Source organism: Sulfurovum iocasae (assembly GCF_047716765.1).
In the GTDB taxonomy this organism is placed as follows: domain Bacteria; phylum Campylobacterota; class Campylobacteria; order Campylobacterales; family Sulfurovaceae; genus Sulfurovum.
This window is the reverse complement of sequence record NZ_CP180410.1, coordinates 1,492,539-1,516,127: the sequence shown is the minus strand read 5'-3', so window position 1 is coordinate 1,516,127 and position 23,589 is coordinate 1,492,539. Positions and strand designations below refer to the sequence as shown.

Sequence of the window (23,589 nt, the reverse complement as noted above, 5' to 3'; positions counted from 1 at the left end):
AGGTAAGATAGATATTTTTATATGATATTTATTATCTTTTAAGAATTTTTATACTATAGTTTTAAACTATATTAATAATAAGAGGGAAACATAATGAAAATATCTAAATTACTTGTTGCTTCAGTAGTAGCATCTTCGTTTTTACTGGGAAATGTTGCAGTAGAAACTGCTTCAGTAGCAGAGCAAGCAAAAAAAGCGGGTCTTGTTGCTATTCCAGAGAGTCAAAGTGAGCTTTTAAAGCTGACAGATCCTAAAGGTACGATCACTCCGGAAAGAGTTGAACTTGGTAAAAAGCTCTTCTTTGAGCCAAGGCTTTCAAAAAGTGCCATTATCTCATGTAACACTTGTCATAACCTTGGACTTGGAGGTGTAGACGGTGTTCCTGCCGCAGTTGGACATCAGTGGACCCCAAATCCACATCACTTGAACTCACCAACTGTGTATAACTCTGTATTTTTTACTGCACAGTTTTGGGATGGTAGAAGCCCTCACCTTGAAGACCAGGCACAGGGTCCTATGCAGGCTGCTCCTGAGATGGCTGCACCAAAGTCACTTGTTGAAGAGAGAATCAACTCTATTCCTGAATACGTAGAAGAATTTAAAAAAGCTTATGGCAAAGATGTAAAAGTAGATTTTGAAACGATCACATCAACCATCGGTATCTTTGAGAGAACATTGGTTACTCCGGCAAGATTTGATGATTTCCTTAATGGAAAAGATGATGCACTGACAGATGCAGAAAAAGAAGGTCTCAAGAGCTTTATAGACAAAGGTTGTGCAAGTTGTCATACAGGTATTGCTCTTGGTGGAACGATGCAACCGTTTGAACTTGCTGCAAAATACAAATTTGCCAATGTAGGTGACTTTAAAGGTGATGCAAAAGGTATGGTAAAAACACCAACACTTAGAAACATCACTGAAACAGCTCCATATTTTCACAATGGTGCTATCTGGAACTTGGCAGAGGCAGTCAAAGAGATGGGAAGTACACAACTTGGTATCAAGATCTCAGATGATGAGGCAGCTAAAATTGTTACTTTCTTTAATGCATTAGAAGGAAGAAAACCTGCAGTAGCATATCCACAACTTCCAAAAAGTACAGACAAAACGCCTAAACCTGATTTTAACTAACATTATATAAGACCACCTCTCTTTTTTCAAGAGAGGTGATATCTTCTTTTTAGTATCTTTTGTTATGATTATACACATCAAACACAAGGTAATACTATGCATATGAAATTTTCTGAGGACTCTGAAAACAATTACTTTTTCTCCCAACCCCATCAACCCTTTTTCATTTTATCATTTGTCAATGCTATAGTCATTATGCTTATATTTATGCTTTCCTATAAAGGGATCATGAACATTGCTATATCACCTTCAAATTTTCATGCTTATGGACTGACATATCTACTATTTACCCCTGCATTTTTAGCCTTTTTATTTACTACATTTCCTAGGTTTGCTTCTACCCCAATCATAGAAAAAAAGGACTATATGTCTGTATTTAGCCTTTATTATTTAGGCTCTGCAATCTTTATACTTGGAAGCATTGCAAGTCCTGTTCTCTCGGCTATAGGGATGATCATGGTCTTTGTTGGGCATGTCATGGGGGTATTGATACTAAAAAATATATATACCACTACGACTATGGAAGACAAACATGATATCTACTGGATACTGCTTGCAATGAAATTTGGTCTACTGGCTCATCTCTTCTTTATTATAGGTGAACTATTTTATATGCCGTTGGTGGGACTATCTACAGAAGTATCCAACTACCTCTATCTCTTCTTACTCACCTTTTCAGTTGCCCAACGTATGGTCCCATTTTTCTCTCACTCCATGGCGGGCAGAAACGATTATTTACTTAAAGTTGTTTTTACACTCTTGTTACTTCATATAGTGTTGGAAGGTGTCTATACCCATAGTTCATTCATTGTTGATATTCTTGTAGGTGTTTTAATAGGCAGAGAGCTTCTGCGATGGAAACTACAGTTCCCAAATCCAAACCCCCTGCTCTGGATACTCCATACCGCACTCTACTGGATACCCATAGCCTTTATCATTGGTGGATTGACAAACCTAATATCACTCACAACTGGAGTCTCATTCTTGGCTCTTGATATACATATTCTCATACTGGGCTTTGTCTTTACTATACTCATAGGTTTCGGTACCCGTGTAACCATCGGGCACTCAGGCAATATGATGCAGGCAGACCAATGGACAACAAGACTCTTTTACTGGACACAAGTGGTTGTAGGTATGCGGATACTGGTCTCATTGGCAGCTGCCTTTGGGTGGAACTTTATGATTCTTTTTGATATCTCTGTGACGGTATGGCTTTTGATGTTCATTGCTTGGGCTGTAAGGTTCTTTGCAGTGCTTATTAATGGTAAAAAGTTAACGGATTAATTCGCTATAATGCGATTATGAAAAAGATTATTAATTATTACACTATTCAACCAACTTCTGTTCAAGGCCTAAAATGAGCCCAAGAAAAAAAACATACAAACCAAATTTCACAGAAAAAGATTTTTTACCTACTACCAGAGCTGAAATGGATGAACTGGGCTGGGATCAGTGTGATGTGATCCTTGTCTCTGGTGATGCTTACATAGACTCACCTTTCATTGGTGTGGCTATGGTGGGTCGCATGCTGGAGCGAATGGGCTACAAAGTAGGTATGATAGGGCAACCGGACATCAACTCTGATGTGGACATTAAACGTTTAGGAGAACCTCGTCTTTACTGGGGTGTAAGTGGTGGATCTGTGGACTCTATGGTCTCAAATTATACCGCAACAAAGAAGTTCCGTAACTCTGATGACTATACACCGGGTGGGAAGAATACTAAACGACCGGATAGAGCTTTATCTGTCTACTGTAACCTGATCAGAAGATACTTTAAGAACACTGTACCCTTGGTCTTGGGTGGTATCGAAGCCTCTTTAAGAAGAACCAGCCATTATGACTACTGGGCAAACAAACTCAAGAAACCCATACTCTTTGACTCTAAAGCAGATATACTCATCTACGGTATGGGTGAGATAGCCTTGGAACAAGTCACTAAAGCTTTGGAAGAAGGCAGAGACTTCAGAGACATCCGTGGTGTCTGTTACATCGCTAAAGAGCCAAACTATGAGTATATACAGCTCCCTTCACATGCAGAGTGTGTGGAGAACAAAGAGAGATACATCGACCTCTTTGATGACTTTTATGACAACAACGACCCCATTTCAGCCAATGGACTTTGCCAGCCGGTAGATACCCGTTTTCTCATCCAAAATCCTCCTTGTGATTACTTGGATGAAGATGAGATGGATGCAAACTCCAACCTTCCTTTTACTAGAGAACTACACCCCTACTACGCTAAAGATGGAAAAGTGAAGTGTTTGGAGACCATCAAATTCTCTATTATGACCCACCACGGATGCTGGGGTGAGTGTAACTTCTGTGCTATTGGTGTACATCAGGGCAGGACTATTAGAACACGCTCAGAGAAAAATATTCTTAAAGAGGCAAAAGATTTTAACAGCTATAACGACTACAAAGGTATCATCTCTGATGTGGGAGGTCCTACGGCAAATATGTACGGGTATGAGTGTGGAAAGAAGCTGAAAAAAGGGACTTGTGATGACATACGCTGTGTCGATGCAGAAAGACTCTGTAAAGTGATGCATGTCGATCATAGCAGAAACATTAACTTGCTTAGAAAAGTACGGGAAGTAGAAGGTGTAAGAAAAGCCTTTGTCGCTTCTGGGGTACGTTACGACCTCATTACCGCAGATAAAAGGCATGGATACTCTTATCTCAAAGAGATGGTCAAGCATCACATCTCTGGCCAGATGAAAGTCGCTCCTGAACATACAGAGCAACATGTCCTTGAACTTATGGGGAAACCAGGCAAACAGACACTTGTAGACTTTAAAAAACTCTATGATAGACTCAACAAAGAGATGGATAAAAAACAGTTCCTTACCTACTACCTCATAGCCGCACATCCGGGATGTACTGAGAAAGATATGCATTCTCTGAAAGACTTTACAACAAACGAGCTAAAGATGAACCCGGAACAGGCACAGGTCTTCACCCCTACTCCAAGTACCTACTCAGCTGTGATGTACTATACGGAGATGGATCCAAAGACACGTAAAAAGATATTTGTAGAGAAAGATACAAAAAGAAAAGAGAAACAAAAAGCCATTGTGCAAGAGAAGAATTGTTTTAAAAGCGGGTTTGCAAGCTAATGCCTAATAGACCTATATATATTACCGACCTAGACCATACTTTTTTACGTACTGACCAGAGTGTAAGTGACTTCAGTGCCAAAGTATGGAACGAAAAAGCCAAAAACTCCATACTCTCTGTAGCCACAGCAAGAAGTTTTCAAAAATCCCATGACTTTTTAGACAAACTGCATCTCGATGCTCCAATGATACTACTTGATGGTACGATGATAGTTACACCAGAAAAAAAGCTCATAGACATTAAAACGGTGAACAAAGAGTTAGGAGATGCTATTATTGATGAGGGATCTAAATATGGAATCTACCCTTTTGTTATAGCCCTAAGAGACATCAAGACCCTCGATGAAGCCTTTTTATTTCCAACTACACTAAACAAACATCAGCACGGAGTACTGGAAAACTACCGTAATGATCCACGTATGGTAGAGTGCAAAGAGATACGAGCGATGGATATGAACCTAAAATTAGTCTACTTTGGTGAATATAATACCCTCCTACCCATGACAAGAAATTTTGAGAGAACCTTTGGAAAAGAGTTAGAGTACAAACTCTCTCCGGAAAAATATTCAAACGGTTGGTTCCTTACTATCCTGCACCCCGAGGGAGACAAAGCCCACGCTCTGGAAAAAGTAATGGACTACTTAGATCGAGATCCTGCTGATGTTACTGTATTTGGTGATTCGGTGAACGACATAGGCATGTTTAAACTTGCGGGGACTTCTGTAGCTGTTTCTAATGCTTTGGATGAAGTGAAGGCTGTGGCAAACATTGTGTTGCCTCATTCAAATGATGAGGATGGGGTTGCTAAGTATTTAAGTCAAACATAAAGCATAAACTATTTAAGTTATAATATCAAAAATAAATAAAGGGTTCACACTCATGGCAAAACACCCCACACTCCTAGAACAATTTCGCTCTTTTTGTTTCCAAAACTCTGCTACTGATTTTGAAAAAGCGGTAGAATACTTTTCTGTTTTTGGTGGTATGGGATGGAAGGTTGACCTGTCTAAACCATTGGAAGAGTTGATCGAAGAGAAAGTGTTGACAAATTACAGATATATTCATGGTGATATTACGAAGATCACTCAGAGTAACAACATTCACCATTCACTTCTTACTGCCCTTGCTACTGGAGACAGGCGGGAACATTCTGCTTTTAAAAAAGCCAATATTAAAAGAGAAGAAGGTGAAGAATCTATAGATTTTCTCATAGAGAATGGAGTGCTTGTTTTTGATAAATCTTTAGAAAAACCGGTTGATGAAAAAGATGCCAACTCAGATAAACTTCTTTTTACACAGCCTTTTATGCGTTTTTGGTTCTCTTCTATCTCACCTTATTATAAGAGTATTAGAGAAGGTGACTATAAAGAGGTTAAAGAACGTTGGAATCATATGAAACAGAGGTTTTCTGATCTTATCTATGACCAACTTGTTATGGAACTTATGAAAAAAAGTTTTCAAGATGATCCCAAAGGTGGTTATATAGCAAGTATTGGTTCTTACTGGGATAAAAATGTTGAGATCAATATCTTGGCAAAGAGAAAATCAGGCAAAATGATAGCGGGTATTTGTAAGTACTCTAAATCAAAGGCTAATAAAAGTGAACTGACTAAGTTAAAAGAGAAATGTGTTCATGCTGAACTTGATGTAGATACCTTTGTCATTTTTTCTAAAAGTAAATTTTCCAGTGAACTTAAAAAGGAAAAAGGTGAAAAGTTAAAACTCTTTTCTACTAGAAACCTGACAAGTCTCATGAATGATCTAAGTGAAAAAGATCTTCTTGTAAATACCAATAAGAAGTACTAAGGCTAATACCGATTCAATAACTGAGCATTCAAAAGTTCAAGTCTCTCAGGTGTACCTATATCAAGCCACTCACCTTCATAGAGTTCACCTGTGACCTTACCCTCTTTCATGGCAGCTCTAAGCAAAGGAGCTAAGGCACTTTTGCCATATGGTACCCCATCAAAGAGTTTTGGTGAATAATAGCCTATACCTGAGAAGGTGTACTGCTTCGCATCAACAACTTTATGTCCATCTAAAGCAAAATCTCCCTCAGGGTTATGCACAGGGTTAGGTACGAGGATCAAATGGGCTAAAATACCATCTGAAAGCTTTCTATTGCATTGAAAGTCATAATCTGTGAAGATGTCACCATTGACAACCAAAAATGTTTCATCACCAAGTAGAGGTAAGGCTTTGACTATACCTCCTGCACTCTCCAACCCACCCTCTTCTTGTTCATCTGAATAGCTGATATTCACTCCCCACTCAGAACCATCACCTAAGACTTCGGGTATCTGGTAACCTAAGTGTGCGATATTGATAACTATCTCTTTGAAATCATCATGTGCAAGGCGTTCGATGTGCCAGAGGATCAGTGGAATGCCACCTACTTTGAGTAAAGGTTTTGGTGTTACATCTGTAAGTGGTCTCATACGCGTTCCAAGACCTGCAGCTAAAATCATAGCTTTCATAATATTTCCTTTTCTAAATTATCGCTCTTTTCTGTCGTTAAGAACACCCTTGTAAGCGAAGTGATTTGAGAATGACGACGCTTTTGGTTACTTTTTTAAAAAGTAATGAGAAAACTAACTTGCAGTATGGGATTATGTATTACCTCTTTGCACAATGATAACAAAACCCCAGACTGCAAGTAGGGTACTCTCTTCATTTTTTTAAAAAAACGAAGCAAAAAATCGTCACGGCTCTCGAATCACTGCGCTTTCAAGGGCGTTCGCCGTGACAGGGAAGAGCTATTTATGGGAGAGAAGAGCAACTAAATCCTGTGTCTCAGGATATTTAGAACCAATCTCTAAAACATATTTTAGAGTAAGAGGTATATCCTTCAAATACCCATCTTTCCCATCACGTAAATGCAAACGAGTAAAAATACCAAGTATCTTAATATGTCGTTGTAAGCCCATAAAGTCAAACCAACGCATAAACGTAGCATCATCTACATCTAAACCTTTACTGTCTCTAAAGCGTAATGCCATAGACTCAATCACTCTACTATCTAACTCCACATAGACATCACGCAGTAATGAGACCAAATCATAAGTAACCGCACCTACCCTTGCATCTTGATAATCGATAACAACTATCTCATCATTACATGGTGAGAGCATAATATTTCGCGAGTGGTAGTCTCTGTGTACAAAAACATCTTGTGGCTGAGAGAGTACCTGAGATGAAATAAACGCTAGCGTATCTGATAGTCTGTTTTGTTGTTCATCATCCAATGTTACACCCAAATACTTCTCCAAATACCATTCTTGCATCAAATCCATTTCAAAATGCAAAAAGTCAGCATCATAAGCAGGTAAATCTTCTGTATCTGTGTTTTGCATCTTTATGATACTCTCTATCGCTTTTTGGTAATACGTTTCAAAGTCACCTTCTTCTACTTTTTCAAAAAGATGTGCACTTCCCAAGTCTTCCATAAATACAAAGCCCTCTTTCTTGTTGTAAGTAAATATTTTGGGTACTCTTACATTGGCTTCATAGAGACGAAGATTCATATCTAAAAATGGAGCTAAAGACTCTTTTTGCTCTGATGAGTCCATAACTATACCACTATGCATACTACTCTTTAATCTATAATACTTTCTAAGACTTGCATCTGCAGTGACAGGTACTAACTCTCCCTCGCAGTCTATCTCTTCTAGCCACTCTTCTATTTTATTCATATAGCCCTCCCAATATTGCATTATCACTTGCTCCAGTGACATCTTTTAAATTCACAATTTCTTTATGTACACGCTTATATGCTAACCAAGCAAAAGTCATTGCTTCAATATAGTCAGCATTTTGGGCTATAGTAACTTCTACATTTGGTGTAAGGGCTTTAATGCGTTCAACTAAAAAACTATTTTTAGCTCCACCACCACAAAGTAACACCACATCTCTGTTAAAACGTAACACTTCATTACTTATGCTAAGTGCTGTGAGTTCAAGCAGTGTTCTTTGCACATCTTCAGGATTATGTGTTTTACCCACAAGGCAACTTTGTAACCACGCTTTATTAAATTTCTCTCTTCCCGTACTCTTTGGATATGGTTGTGCAAAATAGTCATCTGACATCATACTGTCTAAGAGACCATAATCAATACTACCTGATTTAGCCCACTCTCCGTCTTCATCGTAAGAGACACCTTGATGCGCTGCTATCCACATATCTAAGAGTACATTTCCACAGCCTGTGTCGTAACCTATAAGTTTCTCATCTAATATGCTAATATTTGCTATCCCACCGATGTTTACAATAGATACAAAGCTATTAATATTACCAAATATAAACTCATGAAAAGCAGGAGCAAAAGGCGCACCTTGCCCACCTAAAGCCACATCTTTACGTCTGAAGTCTGCAACTACAGGTATGCCTGTTTTTGCAGTCAAAATGTTAGGATCTCCCAGTTGCATGGAGAAAGGATACTCTCCCGTAGGCTCATGCCAAAGTGTCTGCCCATGCAAGCCTATGGCTTTAATGCTAGATACCTCTATGTTTTCACGTATAAGCAAAGCACCTACGGCCTGGGTAAATAATAAACCTAAACGATGGTCTATCTGCCCTACAGCTTCCAAGGTACTTTTGCCCTCGATCATCGTTAAAATGTCTGCTTTGAGTTCTAAAGATAAAGGATATTCCAAAGAGCTGATAAGTGTACATGATGAAGTATCTATCTCACACAGTACAACATCCACTCCATCCAGTGATGTGCCTGACATAATGCCTATATATAGATCTCTTTTCCCACTCATTAAAACTTCCTAATTGTAGTTGTACTATAGTATCATGTTTTATCAATATTACCCTACGACTATGTCTATTTTTCAATGATAGATTCTATTTGTTAACAAATTATTATAGTTTTTCGTATATTATGGAGTATATATCTATATTGTAAAGGTGAAAAATGAAGAAATATAAATACTATCCAACCCTTTTTATAATAACCATATCAATATTTCTGGCAAACACATTTTTTGCTAATGCAAAAGAAAGTAAAGTACTTTCTGCTAAAAACAGTGTTTTAACCATAGAAGAGAAACAGAATATCTCTATTTTTGAAAATGTGAAAGACAGTGTTGTCTTTATCTCTATTCATCAACAGGTAATTGACAACTGGCGTATGAGCACATTTGATATACCCAAAGGTGCAGGAAGTGGATTTATATGGGATAAGGATGGGCATATCGTTACTAACTATCATGTGATCATGAATGCCAATAAAGCGGTAGTTACACTAAAGAACGGCAAAAGATATCAAGCTTCTCTTGTTGGAACCTCACCGAGTTATGATATAGCTGTATTGAAGATAAGACCTGTGAAGCACTTACTCAAACCTATTGATCTTGGTACAAGTAGAGATCTCAAAGTCGGACAGACCGTCTATGCTGTCGGTAACCCTTTCGGACTTGACTGGACAATGACAAAAGGTATCATATCTGCTCTTGAGCGAAGTATGTATGCAACAAATGGTGTACCCATAAAACATATGATACAGACTGATGCTTCCATTAATCCCGGGAATTCAGGGGGTCCACTACTGAACAGTAGAGCTAAGGTCATCGGGGTGAACAATATGATCTTAAGCCCCAGCGGTGCAAATGCAGGTATAGGTTTTTCCATACCTATAGATACTGTTAAGAGAGTTGTCAATTCCATTATCAAAAAAGGTATCTATGTCAGGCCTGCTATCGGCATAAGTGTAGACAATAGGATCAATGAACTTTATAAACAATTCAGTGGTAAAAACGGTGTGGTCGTAGTGGATGTCGTACCAAATACATCTGCTGCAAAAAACAAACTGCGATCAACAATTGTAGACCCGAGAGGCTCCATGACATTCGGAGATGTGATCATCTCTGTGGATGCAAAGAAAATTGAAACACTTGAAGATCTCTACAGTATACTTGATGAGCACAAAGACGGAGATACTGTAACGCTTGAAGTATTAAGGGAAAACAAGAGAAAAAAGATAGATATAGAATTACAGTGATTCTATTATTAGAGGTGCCCTTTATTCTTACCTATCATCATAACCCCAAATGCCACCAAGGTCCCACCAAGTATCTGCCAGGCAAATCCAAGTTTAAAATCAAAAACAGCCCCAAGCAGATACGGTTGAAGCAGAAGCACGGTCAGAAATCCGCCTATGAGTGACAAAGGAACCGTGGTGGCATTTCCACGCTTTGTGAAGATAGCCGCAGCATACACTCCAAGCAACCCGGTATAAGCAAATGCCATCACACCAAGAGCAAAACTAAGCAGTGGTAGTTCCGTGTAGCGTTGCCAGTAGTACGAGAGCATTGCCATGGCTGAGAGTGCAATTGCAAAGAGAAGTACAGCAGATCTACCCGCTTTTACAAAATGCATCTCATCTACGTTAGATCTTTTTAGCTTCCATGGTTTATAGAGGTCTTCTATGGCTACTGAAGACATGGCTCCCAGTACAGAGTTAGAGCTAGATAGTGCGGCAGCTACAGCTCCTACAGTGACCAGTCCTCTCATACCTTCTGGCATCTCATGTAAGATGTAGTACATAAAGATGGTGATCTTCTCACCTTCAAACTTCTGCACTACTTCTGTACTCAAACCAGAGAGTTCAGGATGCTGATAAAAGAGATAGAGTAGAAGACCTATCATCAAAAAGAGTATGGCTACAGGGATGGTCATATAGATACTCATCATAAGTGAACGCTGTGCTTCTTTTGCACTTTTACATGTAAGCGCTCTTTGTGTCATGTCCTGGTCCAGTCCATACGCTGCAATGTTAAGAAGTAGCCACCCACCGAACAGTGCCCAAACTGAAAATCCGCCAGACATAGACCAGTCAAGCAGTTTAAGTTTATTATCTGCCTGTAGTGTAGAGACTATGGTGGTGAACTCAGTGTCTATGGTCATATATAGGTAAACAAGTACTGCTATACCGGCACCAATGTAGGTTATGGCTTGAATGATGTCTGAAAAGATAACTGATTTCACTCCGCCAAAATAGACATACGCCAACGCACCAAGCATTAAGATTGTGATAGATATGGCTACATGTGTAGGTGTGATATCTAGAAAGAGTATCATTGAGATGGCAAGTGCACCTATGTAGAGTCGTGCACCGGATGCAAACAGACGCCCTATAAGGAACATCACCCCTGCCTGTTTCTTGGCACTCTCTCCATAACGCTTTTCGAGAAGTTCATAAACAGTTACAGCGTTAATAGCATAAAAACGTGGAATGAGGACTTTAGCAACAAAGATCACCGCCAAGAAAGCTGAAAGATAAAAACCTATGAAGGTCAGGTCTTTACCATAAGAGTACTCAGGTCCTCCTAGAAACGTAGCTGCCGACTGTGAAGTTGCCAGTACCGAGATAGCCACAGCGAACATCGGTACAGTATTGCCGCCTACAAAGTAGTCTCTAGTGGACTTTATCTTACCCTGACTCAGTATGACAGAAGTCAAAATAAGCACCAGAAAATAAGCAGCAAAGATACTCCAATCCAGTGTATTGAATGCTGAATTCATTATTTAGCTTTAGGTGGTGATTTAAGATTCAAATTTTTTACAGCACGTCGCATATCAGACATGAACTTCTTTCCCGGATCAGACTTTACGGTTCTGTATCCTTTGTCTTTCTCCAACCAAAGTGAAGTACTCTCCATCTCTCTATACTCATGATGTCCTATCATGTATTCGATGCTAGGATATTTGGCTTTGAGGTAGTAAACAAGGTCTATATTTGCTTTAAGTTGTGCCGGTGTAAGATCTTCAGACTTATTGTCTTTCCCACCGATGTTCTCTATCCCTATGCTTGAGTAGTTTAACCCTATCACATGACGTGCCATCCAGTTTTCAGGCATCAAACGATAGATGGTACCATCACGAGCCACCATAAAGTGAGATGATACATTGAGCTGTGATGCTTTAGCTATATCTTTTCTATCTGTAAGTAGTCTTTGAGGCTGTAAACGTTTAAATGACTTGTCAAAACTCATTTCTGCTGTCCAGTGAAGTAAGATGATCTTAGGGGTGATAGTAATATCATTTACCGTTTTTCCATAATGAGATTTGATGTACTCTTTTGTCATAGATATACGCTCTGAACCAAAGTCTATGGGTTTATCGATGATTTGAAGTGGTTGTATAGGTTTTGTAGTACATGTTTCACATTTAGGTTCTTCTTTTACACAGGCAGTAAAGGCAATGAGGGTAAGAGTTAGTAGTAAAGTTTTTGTCATCAAATAAGTCCTAATTTCTGGTTGGACTTATTTTATCTAATCTTGGCTATGGTTTTCTTTGTTCATCATGAACACGATCACTATCACCATAGGAGGGATACTTAACGCCAAAATATATGAAGGAATATGAAGCAGTCCCTGTCTATTGAGATACAAGAATCCTAATACTAAAATAGCATAGGCACCAAGGCGATAGAAAGAAAAAGCTGCTTTACTGTCTTTAATCGTTTGAGAGAGCGTACGTTTGTTCTCTTTAAGGCTTTTTTTCTCTTCTTTAACGGTCTCTACCAGATCTTTCTCTTCGGCTTCAACGATCTCTTCACTGTAAAGGTCATAAGGGTCTTCAAGTTTGTCTATAACATCTCTAGAATCATCCATCGTAATAACATTATGTTCTACAGCTGTATTGACCATGCGACGGTAACTTATCATCGAAGCTATCATCACCAGGGCAGCAGATATGAAACCGATCTGGGTATTGTAAAGTGTTTTAATATCAAAAAATATTACAGATATAAGTATGATAATGATATCTACAACAATGAGCGTTTTAAGGAGTTTAGTATTAATACTTGTCATCCTCGTCCTCAGCATCATATTTCTCTTGTTGCTCTTTTTTATACGTATATCTTGGATCATTTGCAAGCTCGTCTAAGGACTTTTTTTGCTTTGCATAGGCTTTATATACATTAGAAATAGCTGCTCCAATACCAATGAATACACCGATCCAAAGTGTCCACCAAGCTCCAGTGAGCTTTTGCAACCCTATTCCTATACCTACACCGATGAGTACAGCAACCACCATAGAGATACCAAGGCTTAGTCCATCTGCGGCATTAACAAGCTTTTTAAATTTGGGTTCTTCATTTTTCATTTATTCTCCATATATTAATCGCTTAGCTTTCAAGGGCGTTCGCACTGACATAAATATTATTTAACTATATCTGCCATAACTTCATATGCAGCTTTGATCGTCTCATCTATCATCTTATCTGTTGTAACAGTAGATATAAACCCTGTCTCATACGATGAGCAGGCAAGGTAAATACCTTTATCCAGCATTCCTTTATGGAACTTGGCAAACATCTCAGAGTCATTCTCTAGAGCATCATCAAAGTTCTTTACCGTCTTGTCTGAGAAGAAGAACCCGAACATAGAACCTCTTACATCTGTAACCAATGGAATATTTACAGAGGTGGCTGCTTTTTGAAATCCGTCCATAAGCTTCTTCGCTTTATTACCTAGTTCTACATATATAGCAGGGTTTGCTTTGAGCTTTTTAAGACTTGTAAGCCCTGCAGCCATGGCTACCGGGTTACCACTGAGTGTTCCTGCCTGATAAACCGGACCTTCCGGTGAAAGGTGAGCCATAATATCAGCTCTTGCACCAAAAGCACCCACAGGCATACCCGCACCGATCACCTTACCAAGTGTTACCATGTCCGGCTTTACTGTTGAAATGCCCTGAGCTCCTTTAAGCGATGCTCTAAATCCACTCATTACTTCATCAAATATAAGCAATGCTCCATGCTCTGTACAGATGGTTCTAAGTTGCTTTAAAAACTCCTCATCTGCAGGTACAAGACCCATGTTACCCGCGATAGGCTCGATGATCACACAGGCGATATCATCCGGACTGTCTGCAAAACACTTTTGTACACTCTCGATGTCATTGTAGGTAGCAAGCAGTGTATGTTTAGTAAGATCCGCTGGCACACCTGGGCTTGATGGTGTTCCAAAAGTAGCTAAACCTGAACCTGCCTGTACTAAAAGCGAGTCTGAGTGACCATGGTAACATCCTGTAAATTTTAAAATGTCATCTCTACCTGTTACACCACGAGCCAAACGGATGGCAGACATCACTGCTTCCGTACCCGAACTTACAAAACGTACTTTATCGATACTGTCAAAAAGTGTGACTATCTCTCGTGCAAGTTCTGTCTCTAGTGTCGTAGGTGCACCAAAGCTTAGTCCTTTCATCACTGCTTTAAATACTGATGTTTCAATATCTGCATCACAATGACCAAAGATAAGTGGTCCCCAACTCTGTACATAATCGATGTACTTGTTCCCATCAATATCAAAAAGGTGTCCACCCTCTCCTCTATCGATAAACGGTGGTGTACCCTCTACCCCGGAAAATGCACGTACCGGTGAGTCAACTCCACCTGGTATTACTTTATATGCTTCTTCAAATGCTGCTATACTTTTATCATATGCCATATTGTTAATCCTCATTATGTATAATTGCAGGGATTATACACTAAGGGTACTAAGGAGAGGATTATCAGAACACTGAAAGGAATATTGCTCTCTTTATTGTTACATTTACTCATTTTACTGCTCTTTATGCTGACGTTTAAAGATGTAATACTTCCTCCCCCCGGAGGTCAAGAGAAGAAGATCAGCCTTAATCTCTCTAAATTTGTACCGCCTCCTGCACCAAAGCCCGTGGTTATTCCTCCTAAACCAAAACCTGTTCCGGTCAAACTGCCTGTACCAAAACCTATAGTGGAAAAAAAGATAGAACCCAAACCTGAAGTACAACCCATAAAGAAAAAAGTTTTAGATGAGAGTAAAAAGGTTTTTGCTGAGAAAAGTACAGAAGAGAACAATGTGACCAAAATAGAACCAAAACCTAAGAAGAAGATTGTAAAAAAAGAAGTTAAGAAAAAAGTACCCAAAAAAATAAAAAAGAAACGGGTAGTCAAAAAAACAAAAAAATATAAGAAAACTAAACGTTCAAATGATAAACTTTTCAATGCACTCATGGGTGCTGCCAGTAGTACTTCTATGTACCCTTCAAGTCAACGAGCATCTTCCGGAAGCTATGCAGCAAAAATGATAAAACAACTCTACGGAAATGAGTTCAACTCTTTCAGTCCAACCCAAAAGAAGTTCATTCAAAACAACTTGGGTACTATCCACCGTATCACCCAACGCACACTTACGCGCAACGGCTACCCAACGGTTGCGGTACAAACAAGACAACAAGGTACCAATGTTGTCTCCTTTTATCTCCATCCAAACGGTGACATTACAGGACTAAGACTTAAAAGACGTATGGGTTATGAAGCCCTGGATCAAAATACCTTAGACGTAATACGCATCGCATACAAAAATTATCCTTTACCAAATAAAAAAACAAAGATCATGTTTTATGTGACATATACTCTTTATTAGGGTAAAATTATCGAATAAGGTTATAAAAAGGTCATTTATCATGAGTATATTGGAAAGTTATTGGATCAAGATCCCTTGGTGGTCTGTACGTAAAGCTTCTCAAATGCTTTTGAGTGCCTTTTTAGGAGCTCTACTCATAGGAGTTATTGTATTTATACTTTATATGAAGTCTCTTCCTTCTCTTTCTACATGGCATAAAACCATACTTCAAAATGAATTTAGTACTAAGTTAACAATTAAAAACACAGTTAAAGACTTTGATGCATATATCGCTTTGGAGAAGCGACTTTTTGATGAGTTGGACAGTGAAGTATATGAGAAAGTGCCAGCTCACGAAAAAAACCGTATCAATCGCTATACTCAAAACAGTGTTGCGGATCCAAAACGTTGGGAAAAAGCCTGGAATAAAAGTTTTGAACTCTCTGTTGAGAATCCAAAGATGGGTGTACTTCTTTTACATGGTATGTCTGACTCACCCTATAGTCTTCATGCACAAGCAGAGTATCTGCATAAAAAAGGTGTTTGGGTCGTTGCTATGCGTATGCCTGGTCACGGTACCATTCCCTCTGGTCTTATAGAACTCAAATGGCAAGATATGGCAGCCGTTGTCCAAATAGGCATGGAGCGTTTAAGTCAAAAATTGGGAGACAAACCCATACACATCATGGGCTACTCTACAGGTGCACCATTGGCCCTACACTATACACTGTCAGCACTGAAAGACTCAACATTGACTCTACCTTCTAGTCTTATATTTTATTCTCCTGCTATAGGAGTAAGTCCGGCAGCTCCTCTGGCCATATGGCAAAGTCGTTTAGGGCATCTTTTTGGGTTGCCTAAACTGGAATGGAACTCTATTACTCCTGAGTTCGACCCCTTTAAATATGGTTCTTTTGCTGTCAATGCGGGTGACCAGGTTTATCGTGTTTGCAATGAAGTACAAAAACAGTTTGATGATTACGCTGCAAATAGCAAGAATCAAAAACCGTTTCCTCCTATTTTAAGTTTTGCATCTATTGTAGATAGCACGGTTACTGTCCCTGCCATCATTGATGGTCTCTATAAACGTCTTCCTGAGGGGAATAATACACTTGTACTCTTCGATATAAACCATCACTTTAGCTCTAACCATCTTGTCAAACAAGGTATTGTTACTTCCCTGCATAATCTGCGTGAGACTCCCCAAAATGTACACTATACTTTTGACCTGATCAGTGATCTGAACTCAACAGATGGAAATCTCAAGCAGATTACAAATGGTAAAACAGCTAAAATACTTGACTTACTTTGGCCAAAAAGACTCTACTCACTCTCACACTTGGCTATGCCCATAAGTAATAATGACCCACTCTATGGAGATAAAAATCCACCTAAAAGCCCAGGTATACAACTGGGTCATCTTGCTATCTACGGAGAAACTTCCGTTCTGCAGACATCAGCATCCTCTTTGCTTAGGCAACGATGGAATCCTTTTCATCACTATACGAAGCAAAGAGTGTTAGAGTTTATGGGGTTGGAATAATCTTCACAAATCTTTTCAGGAAAATATTTACAGCTTCCCAATACCCTTCATGAGATGGATTATTCTTCCAAAGTGCTTTTGCGCCATGCACACCCTCGGTTGGAGGAAGATAATACGTTTTCTCTTTTGAGGGTATAGCGTTATAGATACTCCACCAGTATTTTTTCTCATCTTTGGCTGAAGTAATGAAAACAGGTATTTTTAATACTTTTACAGAGTCTTCTATAAACGTTTTTCCTCTTTTTTTATAATAATCACCCGGAGAAAATGCAAGTACGCCATCTATGCTTTCATCTATACTGGCCATGTAGAGGGCTAACCCTGAAGAGTAGGAACTGCCCCAAAGAAGCAATGTTCCCTGACTTAAGTGTTTTTTAGTGTATGCCAAGGAAGCTTCAATGTCGGGGAGCGTTGCAAGGTATGAGATGTCCAAGTCTTTTTCAAGTGCTATGTCCGATATCTCATTGACTATATTGTTGACTGTATCACCGCTACGCAGATCTACTGCCATCACATTAAATCCCATTTGAGTCAATTTTGGTGCGATTTCAAGATATTCACCTTTACTATATGTGGCTTGATGGAGTAAGAGTATAAAGGGTTTACTTGTATTGCCGTCACTATAAAGGTGTGCAGAGATAGGCAAGCCATCTTTAGAAGGAAATTTTATCTTTGTGTAGTCACTTGATGTAAGTAAAGATGTCAGGGTTAAAAGTAATAACAGGTATTTCATAGATCATCCTTTTATGTATATGGAATATTCTATCATATATCAAGACGTACCTCTCAATTGCATATACTTCAATAAATACCCACCTTATAAGCATGCTTTATTTAACTTGGATTTACCCTACTTATATATACTGGAAAAAAGCAACCTTTTAGATGTTTTTAAATAAAATATTGAATTAATTCTACGTCCATATTTATGAAAGAGTATTATGATTAAAAAAAGTAAAAAAATTATCGTTACGGGATTACTCTCTACTTTGACCGCTGCCTACCTTCTTGGCAGTTTTGCTCAGGCGAAAAGTACTTCTACCGAATCTACAGCCAAAGAAAAACTTGAAGCCTACATCAAGTTTACTCAAATACTCAATGTGATAGAAAAAGAGTATGTTGATGAGGTAAATACTACAGACCTTGTAGATAAAGCACTTAAGGGACTCATGACGAACCTTGACTCTCACTCTACTTTTATGGATAGTAAGTCCTATAAAGACCTTACCGTTCAAACCAAAGGTGAGTTTGGCGGTTTAGGTATCTCTGTAGGTATGAAAGACGGTGCGCTCACTGTCATTGCTCCTTTGGTTGGTACTCCGGCATTTAGAGCGGGTGTTAAAGCCGGTGATATCATTTTAAAGATCGATGACAAAGCAACGATCGGGATGACTATCGATGACTCTGTGAAATTGATGAGAGGTAAACCTAAGACTGATATTATGTTGACGATGATCAGAAAAAATGAGCTTAAGCCCATTGAGATCAAGATCACAAGAGATATTATTAAGATCCAATCAGTTTATGTAAAAACCATAGGAGAAAAAATCCTTTACATCCATGTAACCTCTTTTGATCAAAAAGTGGTTGAGGGTGTAGAAAATGCTATCAAAGAGAACCCTAAAACTGAGGGAATCATCCTTGACTTTAGAAATAACCCTGGAGGACTACTCGACCAAGCTGTTGGTCTGGTTGATCTTTTTGTTGAAGATGGCGTTATCGTTAGCCAAAAAGGGAAGTCCAAAGCAGAAAATATTAAGTATAAAGCCACTAGAAAAAACAGTGATACCCAAACACCTATCGTAGCCCTGGTAAATGGTGGATCTGCATCTGCCAGTGAGATCGTTGCGGGTGCACTGCAGGATTTCAACCGTTCTATTGTTGTGGGTGAAAAAACATTTGGTAAAGGGTCTGTGCAAATTGTTATGCCTATAGGTGACAAAGAAGCACTTAAACTTACAGTAGCCAGATATTATCTCCCAAGTGGTCGTACGATTCAGGCTGAAGGTGTCACCCCTGACATCATTATACATTCAGGTGAATGTGAACAGAAAGAAGATCCTATGTTCCTTAAAGAACGTGATCTTAAAAAACACCTCGAGAGCGAATTGGAAAAGATAGATGTCAATGCAACTATCAAAACGATCAGAGTTGATGACAACAGTACAGATAGCAATGTTACAAAAGCTGAAGATGAGAATGAAACGATCATCACAAACGAACAACTCTATAAAGATGCACAACTTAAAAGCAGTGTTGACATTTTAAAAGCATTGATCATAACACATAAAGGAAAAAAATAATGGCAGCAGATACACTTGTAAAACAATCATTGGTCTACGAAGGTAAAGCAAAAAAGATTTGGACAACAGAATATCCGGATCTTTATATCTCTGAGTTTAAAGATGACTTGACAGCTTTTAATGGTGAAAAGAAATCAAGTGAAGAAGGTAAAGGTGCACTCAATAATGAAATTTCTACGGAACTTTTCAAGTATCTTAATGAAAAAGGTATCCCTACGCATTTTGTTGAAATGTTAGATAAAAACCATATGCTTCATAAAAAAGCTGAAGTGATATACATAGAAGTAATCGTAAGAAACATTGCAACAGGATCTTTGAGTAGAAACCTTGGTATTAAGGATAAAACTGTATTGCCTTTTACTCTTGTAGAGTTTGACTATAAAAATGATGAGTTGGGTGATCCTAAACTCAATGACCAGCACTGTCTCATCTTAAATTTGATAAATGATACTTCTGAATTGGATTACATCAGATATATGGCACGTAGAATCAATACTATATTGACAGACTTTTATGCAGAACTGGATATTACCGTAGTGGATTTCAAGTTGGAATTTGGTAGAGACAGCAATGGCAATATCATACTTATTGACGAACTCTCTCCGGACAACTTCAGACTCTGGGACACAAAAACTAATGAGAAACTGGATAAAGACAGATTTAGAGAAGGTCTAGGTGGTCTTACAGAAGCATATAAAGTAGTATTAGACAGAATCAAAAATAGATAAAAGGAAGAAACAATGACAGCAGTAATTAATGTATTTTTAAAAGACGGTGTTTTAGACCCGCAGGGAAAAGCAGCACACCACGCGCTTGACTCACTTGGTTTTGATGGTGTTGATGATGTAAGAATCGGTAAACAGATCATCATTAAACTTGATACAGATGACCGAGCAAAAGCTGAAGCTGAAGTAAAAGAGATGTGTGAAACACTTCTTGCAAACACAGTTATTGAAGATTATACTATAGAGATCAACTAAGATGAAAGTAGCAGTATTAAGATTTCCCGGGACAAACTGCGAGTTTGATACCCAGTATGCATTTGAAGAATTAGGACATACAACCCAACTTGTATGGCACGAAAATGAAACACTTCCTACAGATATTGACCTTGTTGTCGTACCTGGAGGATTCTCTTATGGTGATTACCTGCGTTCAGGATCCATTGCCAGATTTTCTCCTGTTATGAAAGCTGTAATATCGTATGCAAATGATGGTGGCAAAGTACTTGGTATCTGTAATGGTTTCCAGATCCTTACAGAAGCGGGACTTCTTCCGGGAGCATTGAAGCGTAACAACAACCTGCACTTCATCTCAAAACACCAAAATCTTTGTGTCATCAACAATGATAACGCATTTTTAAATCAATGTAACAAAGGTGAAGTACTTAACATCCCTATTGCTCATGCAGATGGCAATTATTACATCGATGATGAAGGATTTAAGAAGATTGAAGCCAATGGACAGATCCTTCTTCGTTACTCTGATGAAAATGGAAATCCTGTTGTTGTAAACGGGTCTGTTACTTCTATTGCTGGTGTGTGTAATGAAGCCAAAAATGTATTTGGACTTATGCCTCACCCTGAGCGTGCTTTAGAAGCTATTCTTGGTAGTGAAGATGGTATACGTATGCTTAAAGGTTTTGAAGTCTAATGTCATTGTTTCGCTCTTTTTGGCTTTTACTGGGGCTGGTCTTTGCTTTTACTACCCTGGTAAATGCCGAGAGTGAATACAAATACAGCTATATGCCTAAAAAGGTATATGAAAACCAACTCTTCCCTGTAACAGTCATAGATACTGCACAAAGAAATGACAATCCTCAATTCGAATTTGACAAACTCAGTTCTGTCCAACCTATTTCTGAAGATCCTTTAGTACTCCGTAACGGAGACGATAGCTTTTATACTTTTTATTTTAAAGCTTCCCAGATCGATGTACGTATTCCTAGACTTTTTATTGTATCGAGCAGTGTAAATACTTCACTTGAACCACAAAATATTTCTCTGAGTTCACTTAAAAGCAGAGAGGATTTTTGTGGTGTTTTGGCCGCTGATATGAAAATAAGAAACTCTCAAGTCTCTAATTATGATGAAAAACACCATTTGGTGACACTTTCTATGGAAGCTTTTGAAGCGAACCTTGAAGATATGAAAATAAACAATGCAGAAGAGTACGGAATAGAAGATCTCAAAAGGGATAATGCTAAAGTGGAAGCAGAATTTTATGTAGTACTTCCTGTCACACAAAAAATCTTGAAGTTCACTTACTTTAATACCATAAAAAAGCAATATGTTTTTCTTCAAGTACCTGTTGAACTTGCAGATGCCACTGTCACAACTCAGTCAGATCTCAATCCTAAAGAGGACAGCTTTGAGAAATTGAAAAAATACACCTTCATGATTTTACTTCTATTTTTCTTTTTAATGTTTTTATTTAAAAGAGATTTCTTTTATCTGGTTTTGGGTGTTGTCTCTCTCATTACGCTTTTAACGTTTTATATACCACATGAAAAAATATGTGTAAAACAAGGTGCTCCACTCTATCTTATACCTACTCAAACAAGTACCATAAGTACAAAATTAGATCAAGAGTTAAATACCATGATTCTTGGTGAACGAGATCAATTTATAAAGATAGAGTACAAAAAAGGAATTATAGGATGGATCAGAAATGAAGATCTTTGCGAAAATTAGATTTTACTGGGGTGCAACAGTCATCTCTTTGAATACAGCTATTTTAATGATACCTACATTGATGATCTTCAATAAACATAAAGGCACTATTGTTCATCATATTAACCGTTTGACATTCTTTATGATGGGAGGAAAGCTTGCACAAGAAGGTACGATGGACCCCAGTGCAGATATGTATGTGATGAACCATCAGGGTATAGTCGATATTGTTGCGATGGAAGCACTACAGAACAATCATCTTCGATGGGTGGCAAAAAAAGAACTTTTTGATGCTCTATGGTTTGGAAATCTTTTACGTCATGGTGAAATGATCTCACTTGACAGAAGTAACAAAGCAGGTCTTATTAAGCTCATTAAAGATGTCAAAGCGTCTAAAGAGGTATTGCATAGGCCTGTAGCTATTTTTCCTGAAGGAACAAGAGCCAAGGAACAGCCTTTGCTCTCCTTTAAACTAGGCACAAAGATGATAGCAAATAAGTTAGGTTTAAAAGTGCAACCTGTTATCATTACAGGAAGTAAATGGGTACTCAATGAACATGAAAGAACAGGACACAGTGGTACAGTACACTACAAATACTTACCTACTATTGATGTCAGTAAAGCAGACAAAGACTGGTTTGAAACCCTACACGATGATATGCAAAAGGCGATAGACGATGAATACATTAACCATAGTCGCAGTCGCTAGCGGTGGTGCTATAGGGGCTACACTGAGATTGCTTATAAATGGCGTGGTCAATAAGCACTTTGTACATGCTCTCCCTTTAGGGACATTGGCAGTTAATCTAATTGGAAGTCTGCTTATAGGGGTACTGTTTGCCTATTTTCATCTTAACACTTCACTCTCCCCTCACCTTAAGACTTTTATGGTGACAGGGATACTCGGCGCATTAACGACCTACTCTACTTTTGCCATAGAGAGTTTCTTTTTACTTGAATCAGGTCATTACACCCAAGCTTTTGCCAACATGGCACTCAACGTTTTTGGTACTATCTTCTTTGCAGGAGTAGGATACCTTTTAGTATTACAGATTACAAAATAATAATTATAAACCAAGGAAACACATTGTCAACAATAAATCAAGAGATAGAAAAACACATTAAAAAACTGGTAAGTCCTCTCAAAGAGCCAGAAGAACTACTAGAAGTACTCAAAGTGAAGCTTACGAAAAAAGAGTTAAAGCTTCTAAAGTCATGGGGAGATGAAATACCTACAGAAGAACTCCAGGCAAAACTAAACCTTGATGAAGAGCGTTATGGTGAACTCTCAACCAAACTCATCAAAAAACTTAACCAGGAAAAACTCAAACAAGAGATGTGTATATAGTAAGATTTCATAAAATTTAAAGTCTTTTTATCCTATCATATAGTATGGTTAATAACCTAAAACAAATA

The 23,589-nt window shown here is 38.4% G+C and carries 25 protein-coding genes; 16 read left to right on the top strand and 9 right to left on the bottom strand.

The window, feature by feature from the left end:
* Positions 1 to 93: 93 nt before the first annotated feature.
* The 5 genes from ACLHDG_RS07400 to ACLHDG_RS07380 all read left to right on the top strand — a co-directional run bounded on the left by ACLHDG_RS07400 (position 94) and on the right by ACLHDG_RS07380 (position 6,058).
* Entirely contained in the window at positions 94 to 1,131 is a 1,038-nt protein-coding gene (locus tag ACLHDG_RS07400) for a cytochrome-c peroxidase (RefSeq protein WP_415405549.1), read from the top strand.
* A 96-nt stretch (positions 1,132 to 1,227) separates the two neighbouring features.
* On the top strand, positions 1,228 to 2,418 hold the full coding sequence (locus ACLHDG_RS07395) for an NnrS family protein (RefSeq protein WP_415405548.1): 1,191 nt from the start codon (positions 1,228 to 1,230) through the stop codon (positions 2,416 to 2,418).
* A 73-nt stretch (positions 2,419 to 2,491) separates the two neighbouring features.
* Positions 2,492 to 4,252 (top strand): YgiQ family radical SAM protein, encoded by a 1,761-nt coding sequence (locus ACLHDG_RS07390; protein WP_415405547.1) that lies wholly within the window; start codon positions 2,492 to 2,494, stop codon positions 4,250 to 4,252.
* Positions 4,252 to 5,079 carry an HAD family hydrolase gene (locus tag ACLHDG_RS07385; RefSeq protein WP_415405546.1) on the top strand — a complete coding sequence of 276 codons (828 nt, stop codon included), beginning with the start codon at positions 4,252 to 4,254 and terminating at the stop codon, positions 5,077 to 5,079. The genes ACLHDG_RS07390 and ACLHDG_RS07385 overlap by 1 nt, the downstream gene beginning before the upstream one ends.
* Positions 5,080 to 5,131: 52 nt before the next feature.
* Positions 5,132 to 6,058 (top strand): DUF234 domain-containing protein, encoded by a 927-nt coding sequence (locus ACLHDG_RS07380; protein ID WP_415405545.1) that lies wholly within the window; start codon positions 5,132 to 5,134, stop codon positions 6,056 to 6,058.
* 2 nt (positions 6,059 to 6,060) lie between these two features.
* On the opposite strand, the gene murU is transcribed toward ACLHDG_RS07380, so the two are convergent.
* The 3 genes from murU to ACLHDG_RS07365 all read right to left on the bottom strand — a co-directional run bounded on the left by murU (position 6,061) and on the right by ACLHDG_RS07365 (position 9,016).
* Entirely contained in the window at positions 6,061 to 6,729 is a 669-nt protein-coding gene (gene murU, locus ACLHDG_RS07375; protein ID WP_415405544.1) for an N-acetylmuramate alpha-1-phosphate uridylyltransferase MurU, read from the bottom strand.
* A gap of 279 nt (positions 6,730 to 7,008) precedes the next feature.
* Positions 7,009 to 7,944, bottom strand: a complete 936-nt coding sequence (locus tag ACLHDG_RS07370; RefSeq protein ID WP_415405543.1) for an aminoglycoside phosphotransferase family protein — start codon at positions 7,942 to 7,944, stop codon at positions 7,009 to 7,011.
* Positions 7,937 to 9,016: an anhydro-N-acetylmuramic acid kinase gene (locus tag ACLHDG_RS07365; protein WP_415405542.1), complete on the bottom strand. Its 1,080-nt coding sequence runs from the start codon at positions 9,014 to 9,016 to the stop codon at positions 7,937 to 7,939. Before ACLHDG_RS07365 ends, ACLHDG_RS07370 begins: the two co-directional genes overlap by 8 nt.
* Positions 9,017 to 9,171: 155 nt before the next feature.
* On the opposite strand from ACLHDG_RS07365, the gene ACLHDG_RS07360 reads away from it, so the two are divergent.
* Entirely contained in the window at positions 9,172 to 10,257 is a 1,086-nt protein-coding gene (locus ACLHDG_RS07360; protein ID WP_415405541.1) for a S1C family serine protease, read from the top strand.
* 8 nt (positions 10,258 to 10,265) lie between these two features.
* Here ACLHDG_RS07360 and ACLHDG_RS07355 read toward each other — a convergent pair whose 3' ends face one another.
* The 5 genes from ACLHDG_RS07355 to hemL are packed head-to-tail and all read right to left on the bottom strand — an operon-like array spanning position 10,266 to position 14,716.
* The gene (locus ACLHDG_RS07355) at positions 10,266 to 11,780 is read right to left on the bottom strand and encodes a sodium:solute symporter (RefSeq protein ID WP_415405540.1); all 1,515 of its coding nucleotides are present in this window, start codon (positions 11,778 to 11,780) and stop codon (positions 10,266 to 10,268) included.
* Positions 11,780 to 12,493 carry a peptidoglycan recognition family protein gene (locus ACLHDG_RS07350; RefSeq protein WP_415405539.1) on the bottom strand — a complete coding sequence of 238 codons (714 nt, stop codon included), beginning with the start codon at positions 12,491 to 12,493 and terminating at the stop codon, positions 11,780 to 11,782. Before ACLHDG_RS07350 ends, ACLHDG_RS07355 begins: the two co-directional genes overlap by 1 nt.
* A 36-nt stretch (positions 12,494 to 12,529) precedes the next feature.
* Complete coding sequence (locus ACLHDG_RS07345; protein WP_415405538.1) at positions 12,530 to 13,072, bottom strand: hypothetical protein; 543 nt, start codon at positions 13,070 to 13,072, stop codon at positions 12,530 to 12,532.
* Positions 13,059 to 13,367, bottom strand: a complete 309-nt coding sequence (locus tag ACLHDG_RS07340) for an AtpZ/AtpI family protein (protein WP_415405537.1) — start codon at positions 13,365 to 13,367, stop codon at positions 13,059 to 13,061. Before ACLHDG_RS07340 ends, ACLHDG_RS07345 begins: the two co-directional genes overlap by 14 nt.
* A gap of 56 nt (positions 13,368 to 13,423) precedes the next feature.
* Complete coding sequence (gene hemL / locus ACLHDG_RS07335) at positions 13,424 to 14,716, bottom strand: glutamate-1-semialdehyde 2,1-aminomutase (RefSeq protein ID WP_415405536.1); 1,293 nt, start codon at positions 14,714 to 14,716, stop codon at positions 13,424 to 13,426.
* 96 nt (positions 14,717 to 14,812) lie between these two features.
* On the opposite strand from hemL, the gene ACLHDG_RS07330 reads away from it, so the two are divergent.
* The gene (locus tag ACLHDG_RS07330) at positions 14,813 to 15,676 is read left to right on the top strand and encodes an energy transducer TonB family protein (RefSeq protein ID WP_415405535.1); all 864 of its coding nucleotides are present in this window, start codon (positions 14,813 to 14,815) and stop codon (positions 15,674 to 15,676) included.
* Between the two features lie 40 nt (positions 15,677 to 15,716).
* Positions 15,717 to 17,198: an alpha/beta hydrolase gene (locus ACLHDG_RS07325; RefSeq protein ID WP_415405534.1), complete on the top strand. Its 1,482-nt coding sequence runs from the start codon at positions 15,717 to 15,719 to the stop codon at positions 17,196 to 17,198.
* Here the strand turns inward: ACLHDG_RS07325 and ACLHDG_RS07320 are convergent.
* Positions 17,182 to 17,931 (bottom strand): alpha/beta hydrolase, encoded by a 750-nt coding sequence (locus tag ACLHDG_RS07320; RefSeq protein ID WP_415405533.1) that lies wholly within the window; start codon positions 17,929 to 17,931, stop codon positions 17,182 to 17,184. The two genes, ACLHDG_RS07325 and ACLHDG_RS07320, sit on opposite strands and share 17 nt — an antisense overlap.
* Before the next feature lie 208 nt (positions 17,932 to 18,139).
* Here ACLHDG_RS07320 and ACLHDG_RS07315 point away from each other — a divergent pair, with 208 nt between their 5' ends.
* Genes ACLHDG_RS07315 through ACLHDG_RS07280 form a run of 8 tightly spaced genes read left to right on the top strand, consistent with a single transcriptional unit; the run spans position 18,140 to position 23,521 of the window.
* Positions 18,140 to 19,501 (top strand): S41 family peptidase, encoded by a 1,362-nt coding sequence (locus ACLHDG_RS07315; protein WP_415405532.1) that lies wholly within the window; start codon positions 18,140 to 18,142, stop codon positions 19,499 to 19,501.
* Positions 19,501 to 20,229: a phosphoribosylaminoimidazolesuccinocarboxamide synthase gene (purC, locus tag ACLHDG_RS07310; protein WP_415405531.1), complete on the top strand. Its 729-nt coding sequence runs from the start codon at positions 19,501 to 19,503 to the stop codon at positions 20,227 to 20,229. Before ACLHDG_RS07315 ends, purC begins: the two co-directional genes overlap by 1 nt.
* 12 nt (positions 20,230 to 20,241) lie before the next feature.
* Positions 20,242 to 20,481, top strand: a complete 240-nt coding sequence (gene purS, locus ACLHDG_RS07305; protein ID WP_415405530.1) for a phosphoribosylformylglycinamidine synthase subunit PurS — start codon at positions 20,242 to 20,244, stop codon at positions 20,479 to 20,481.
* Between the two features lies 1 nt (position 20,482).
* A complete protein-coding gene (gene purQ, locus ACLHDG_RS07300; RefSeq protein WP_415405529.1) occupies positions 20,483 to 21,154 on the top strand; it encodes a phosphoribosylformylglycinamidine synthase subunit PurQ in 672 nt (223 codons plus the stop codon).
* Entirely contained in the window at positions 21,154 to 22,194 is a 1,041-nt protein-coding gene (locus tag ACLHDG_RS07295) for a hypothetical protein (protein ID WP_415405528.1), read from the top strand. Before purQ ends, ACLHDG_RS07295 begins: the two co-directional genes overlap by 1 nt.
* The gene (locus ACLHDG_RS07290; protein WP_415405527.1) at positions 22,172 to 22,882 is read left to right on the top strand and encodes a lysophospholipid acyltransferase family protein; all 711 of its coding nucleotides are present in this window, start codon (positions 22,172 to 22,174) and stop codon (positions 22,880 to 22,882) included. The genes ACLHDG_RS07295 and ACLHDG_RS07290 overlap by 23 nt, the downstream gene beginning before the upstream one ends.
* Positions 22,851 to 23,237, top strand: a complete 387-nt coding sequence (gene crcB / locus ACLHDG_RS07285) for a fluoride efflux transporter CrcB (protein WP_415405526.1) — start codon at positions 22,851 to 22,853, stop codon at positions 23,235 to 23,237. Before ACLHDG_RS07290 ends, crcB begins: the two co-directional genes overlap by 32 nt.
* 23 nt (positions 23,238 to 23,260) lie before the next feature.
* Positions 23,261 to 23,521 (top strand): hypothetical protein, encoded by a 261-nt coding sequence (locus ACLHDG_RS07280; protein ID WP_415405525.1) that lies wholly within the window; start codon positions 23,261 to 23,263, stop codon positions 23,519 to 23,521.
* The last annotated feature ends 68 nt before the right edge of the window (positions 23,522 to 23,589 follow it).

Coding starts and splice junctions, on each gene's coding strand:
- ACLHDG_RS07365 (WP_415405542.1), bottom strand. CDS start 9,016: ATGAGTGGGAAAAGAGATCTATATATAGGCATTATGTCAGGCACATCA.
- ACLHDG_RS07340 (WP_415405537.1), bottom strand. CDS start 13,367: ATGAAAAATGAAGAACCCAAATTTAAAAAGCTTGTTAATGCCGCAGAT.
- ACLHDG_RS07345 (WP_415405538.1), bottom strand. CDS start 13,072: ATGACAAGTATTAATACTAAACTCCTTAAAACGCTCATTGTTGTAGAT.
- murU (WP_415405544.1), bottom strand. CDS start 6,729: ATGAAAGCTATGATTTTAGCTGCAGGTCTTGGAACGCGTATGAGACCA.
- purQ (WP_415405529.1), top strand. CDS start 20,483: ATGAAAGTAGCAGTATTAAGATTTCCCGGGACAAACTGCGAGTTTGAT.
- ACLHDG_RS07380 (WP_415405545.1), top strand. CDS start 5,132: ATGGCAAAACACCCCACACTCCTAGAACAATTTCGCTCTTTTTGTTTC.
- hemL (WP_415405536.1), bottom strand. CDS start 14,716: ATGGCATATGATAAAAGTATAGCAGCATTTGAAGAAGCATATAAAGTA.
- purS (WP_415405530.1), top strand. CDS start 20,242: ATGACAGCAGTAATTAATGTATTTTTAAAAGACGGTGTTTTAGACCCG.
- ACLHDG_RS07320 (WP_415405533.1), bottom strand. CDS start 17,931: ATGAAATACCTGTTATTACTTTTAACCCTGACATCTTTACTTACATCA.
- ACLHDG_RS07360 (WP_415405541.1), top strand. CDS start 9,172: ATGAAGAAATATAAATACTATCCAACCCTTTTTATAATAACCATATCA.
- ACLHDG_RS07350 (WP_415405539.1), bottom strand. CDS start 12,493: ATGACAAAAACTTTACTACTAACTCTTACCCTCATTGCCTTTACTGCC.
- purC (WP_415405531.1), top strand. CDS start 19,501: ATGGCAGCAGATACACTTGTAAAACAATCATTGGTCTACGAAGGTAAA.
- ACLHDG_RS07395 (WP_415405548.1), top strand. CDS start 1,228: ATGCATATGAAATTTTCTGAGGACTCTGAAAACAATTACTTTTTCTCC.
- ACLHDG_RS07315 (WP_415405532.1), top strand. CDS start 18,140: ATGATTAAAAAAAGTAAAAAAATTATCGTTACGGGATTACTCTCTACT.
- ACLHDG_RS07385 (WP_415405546.1), top strand. CDS start 4,252: ATGCCTAATAGACCTATATATATTACCGACCTAGACCATACTTTTTTA.
- ACLHDG_RS07295 (WP_415405528.1), top strand. CDS start 21,154: ATGTCATTGTTTCGCTCTTTTTGGCTTTTACTGGGGCTGGTCTTTGCT.
- ACLHDG_RS07355 (WP_415405540.1), bottom strand. CDS start 11,780: ATGAATTCAGCATTCAATACACTGGATTGGAGTATCTTTGCTGCTTAT.
- ACLHDG_RS07370 (WP_415405543.1), bottom strand. CDS start 7,944: ATGAATAAAATAGAAGAGTGGCTAGAAGAGATAGACTGCGAGGGAGAG.
- crcB (WP_415405526.1), top strand. CDS start 22,851: ATGAATACATTAACCATAGTCGCAGTCGCTAGCGGTGGTGCTATAGGG.
- ACLHDG_RS07325 (WP_415405534.1), top strand. CDS start 15,717: ATGAGTATATTGGAAAGTTATTGGATCAAGATCCCTTGGTGGTCTGTA.
- ACLHDG_RS07290 (WP_415405527.1), top strand. CDS start 22,172: ATGAAGATCTTTGCGAAAATTAGATTTTACTGGGGTGCAACAGTCATC.
- ACLHDG_RS07400 (WP_415405549.1), top strand. CDS start 94: ATGAAAATATCTAAATTACTTGTTGCTTCAGTAGTAGCATCTTCGTTT.
- ACLHDG_RS07390 (WP_415405547.1), top strand. CDS start 2,492: ATGAGCCCAAGAAAAAAAACATACAAACCAAATTTCACAGAAAAAGAT.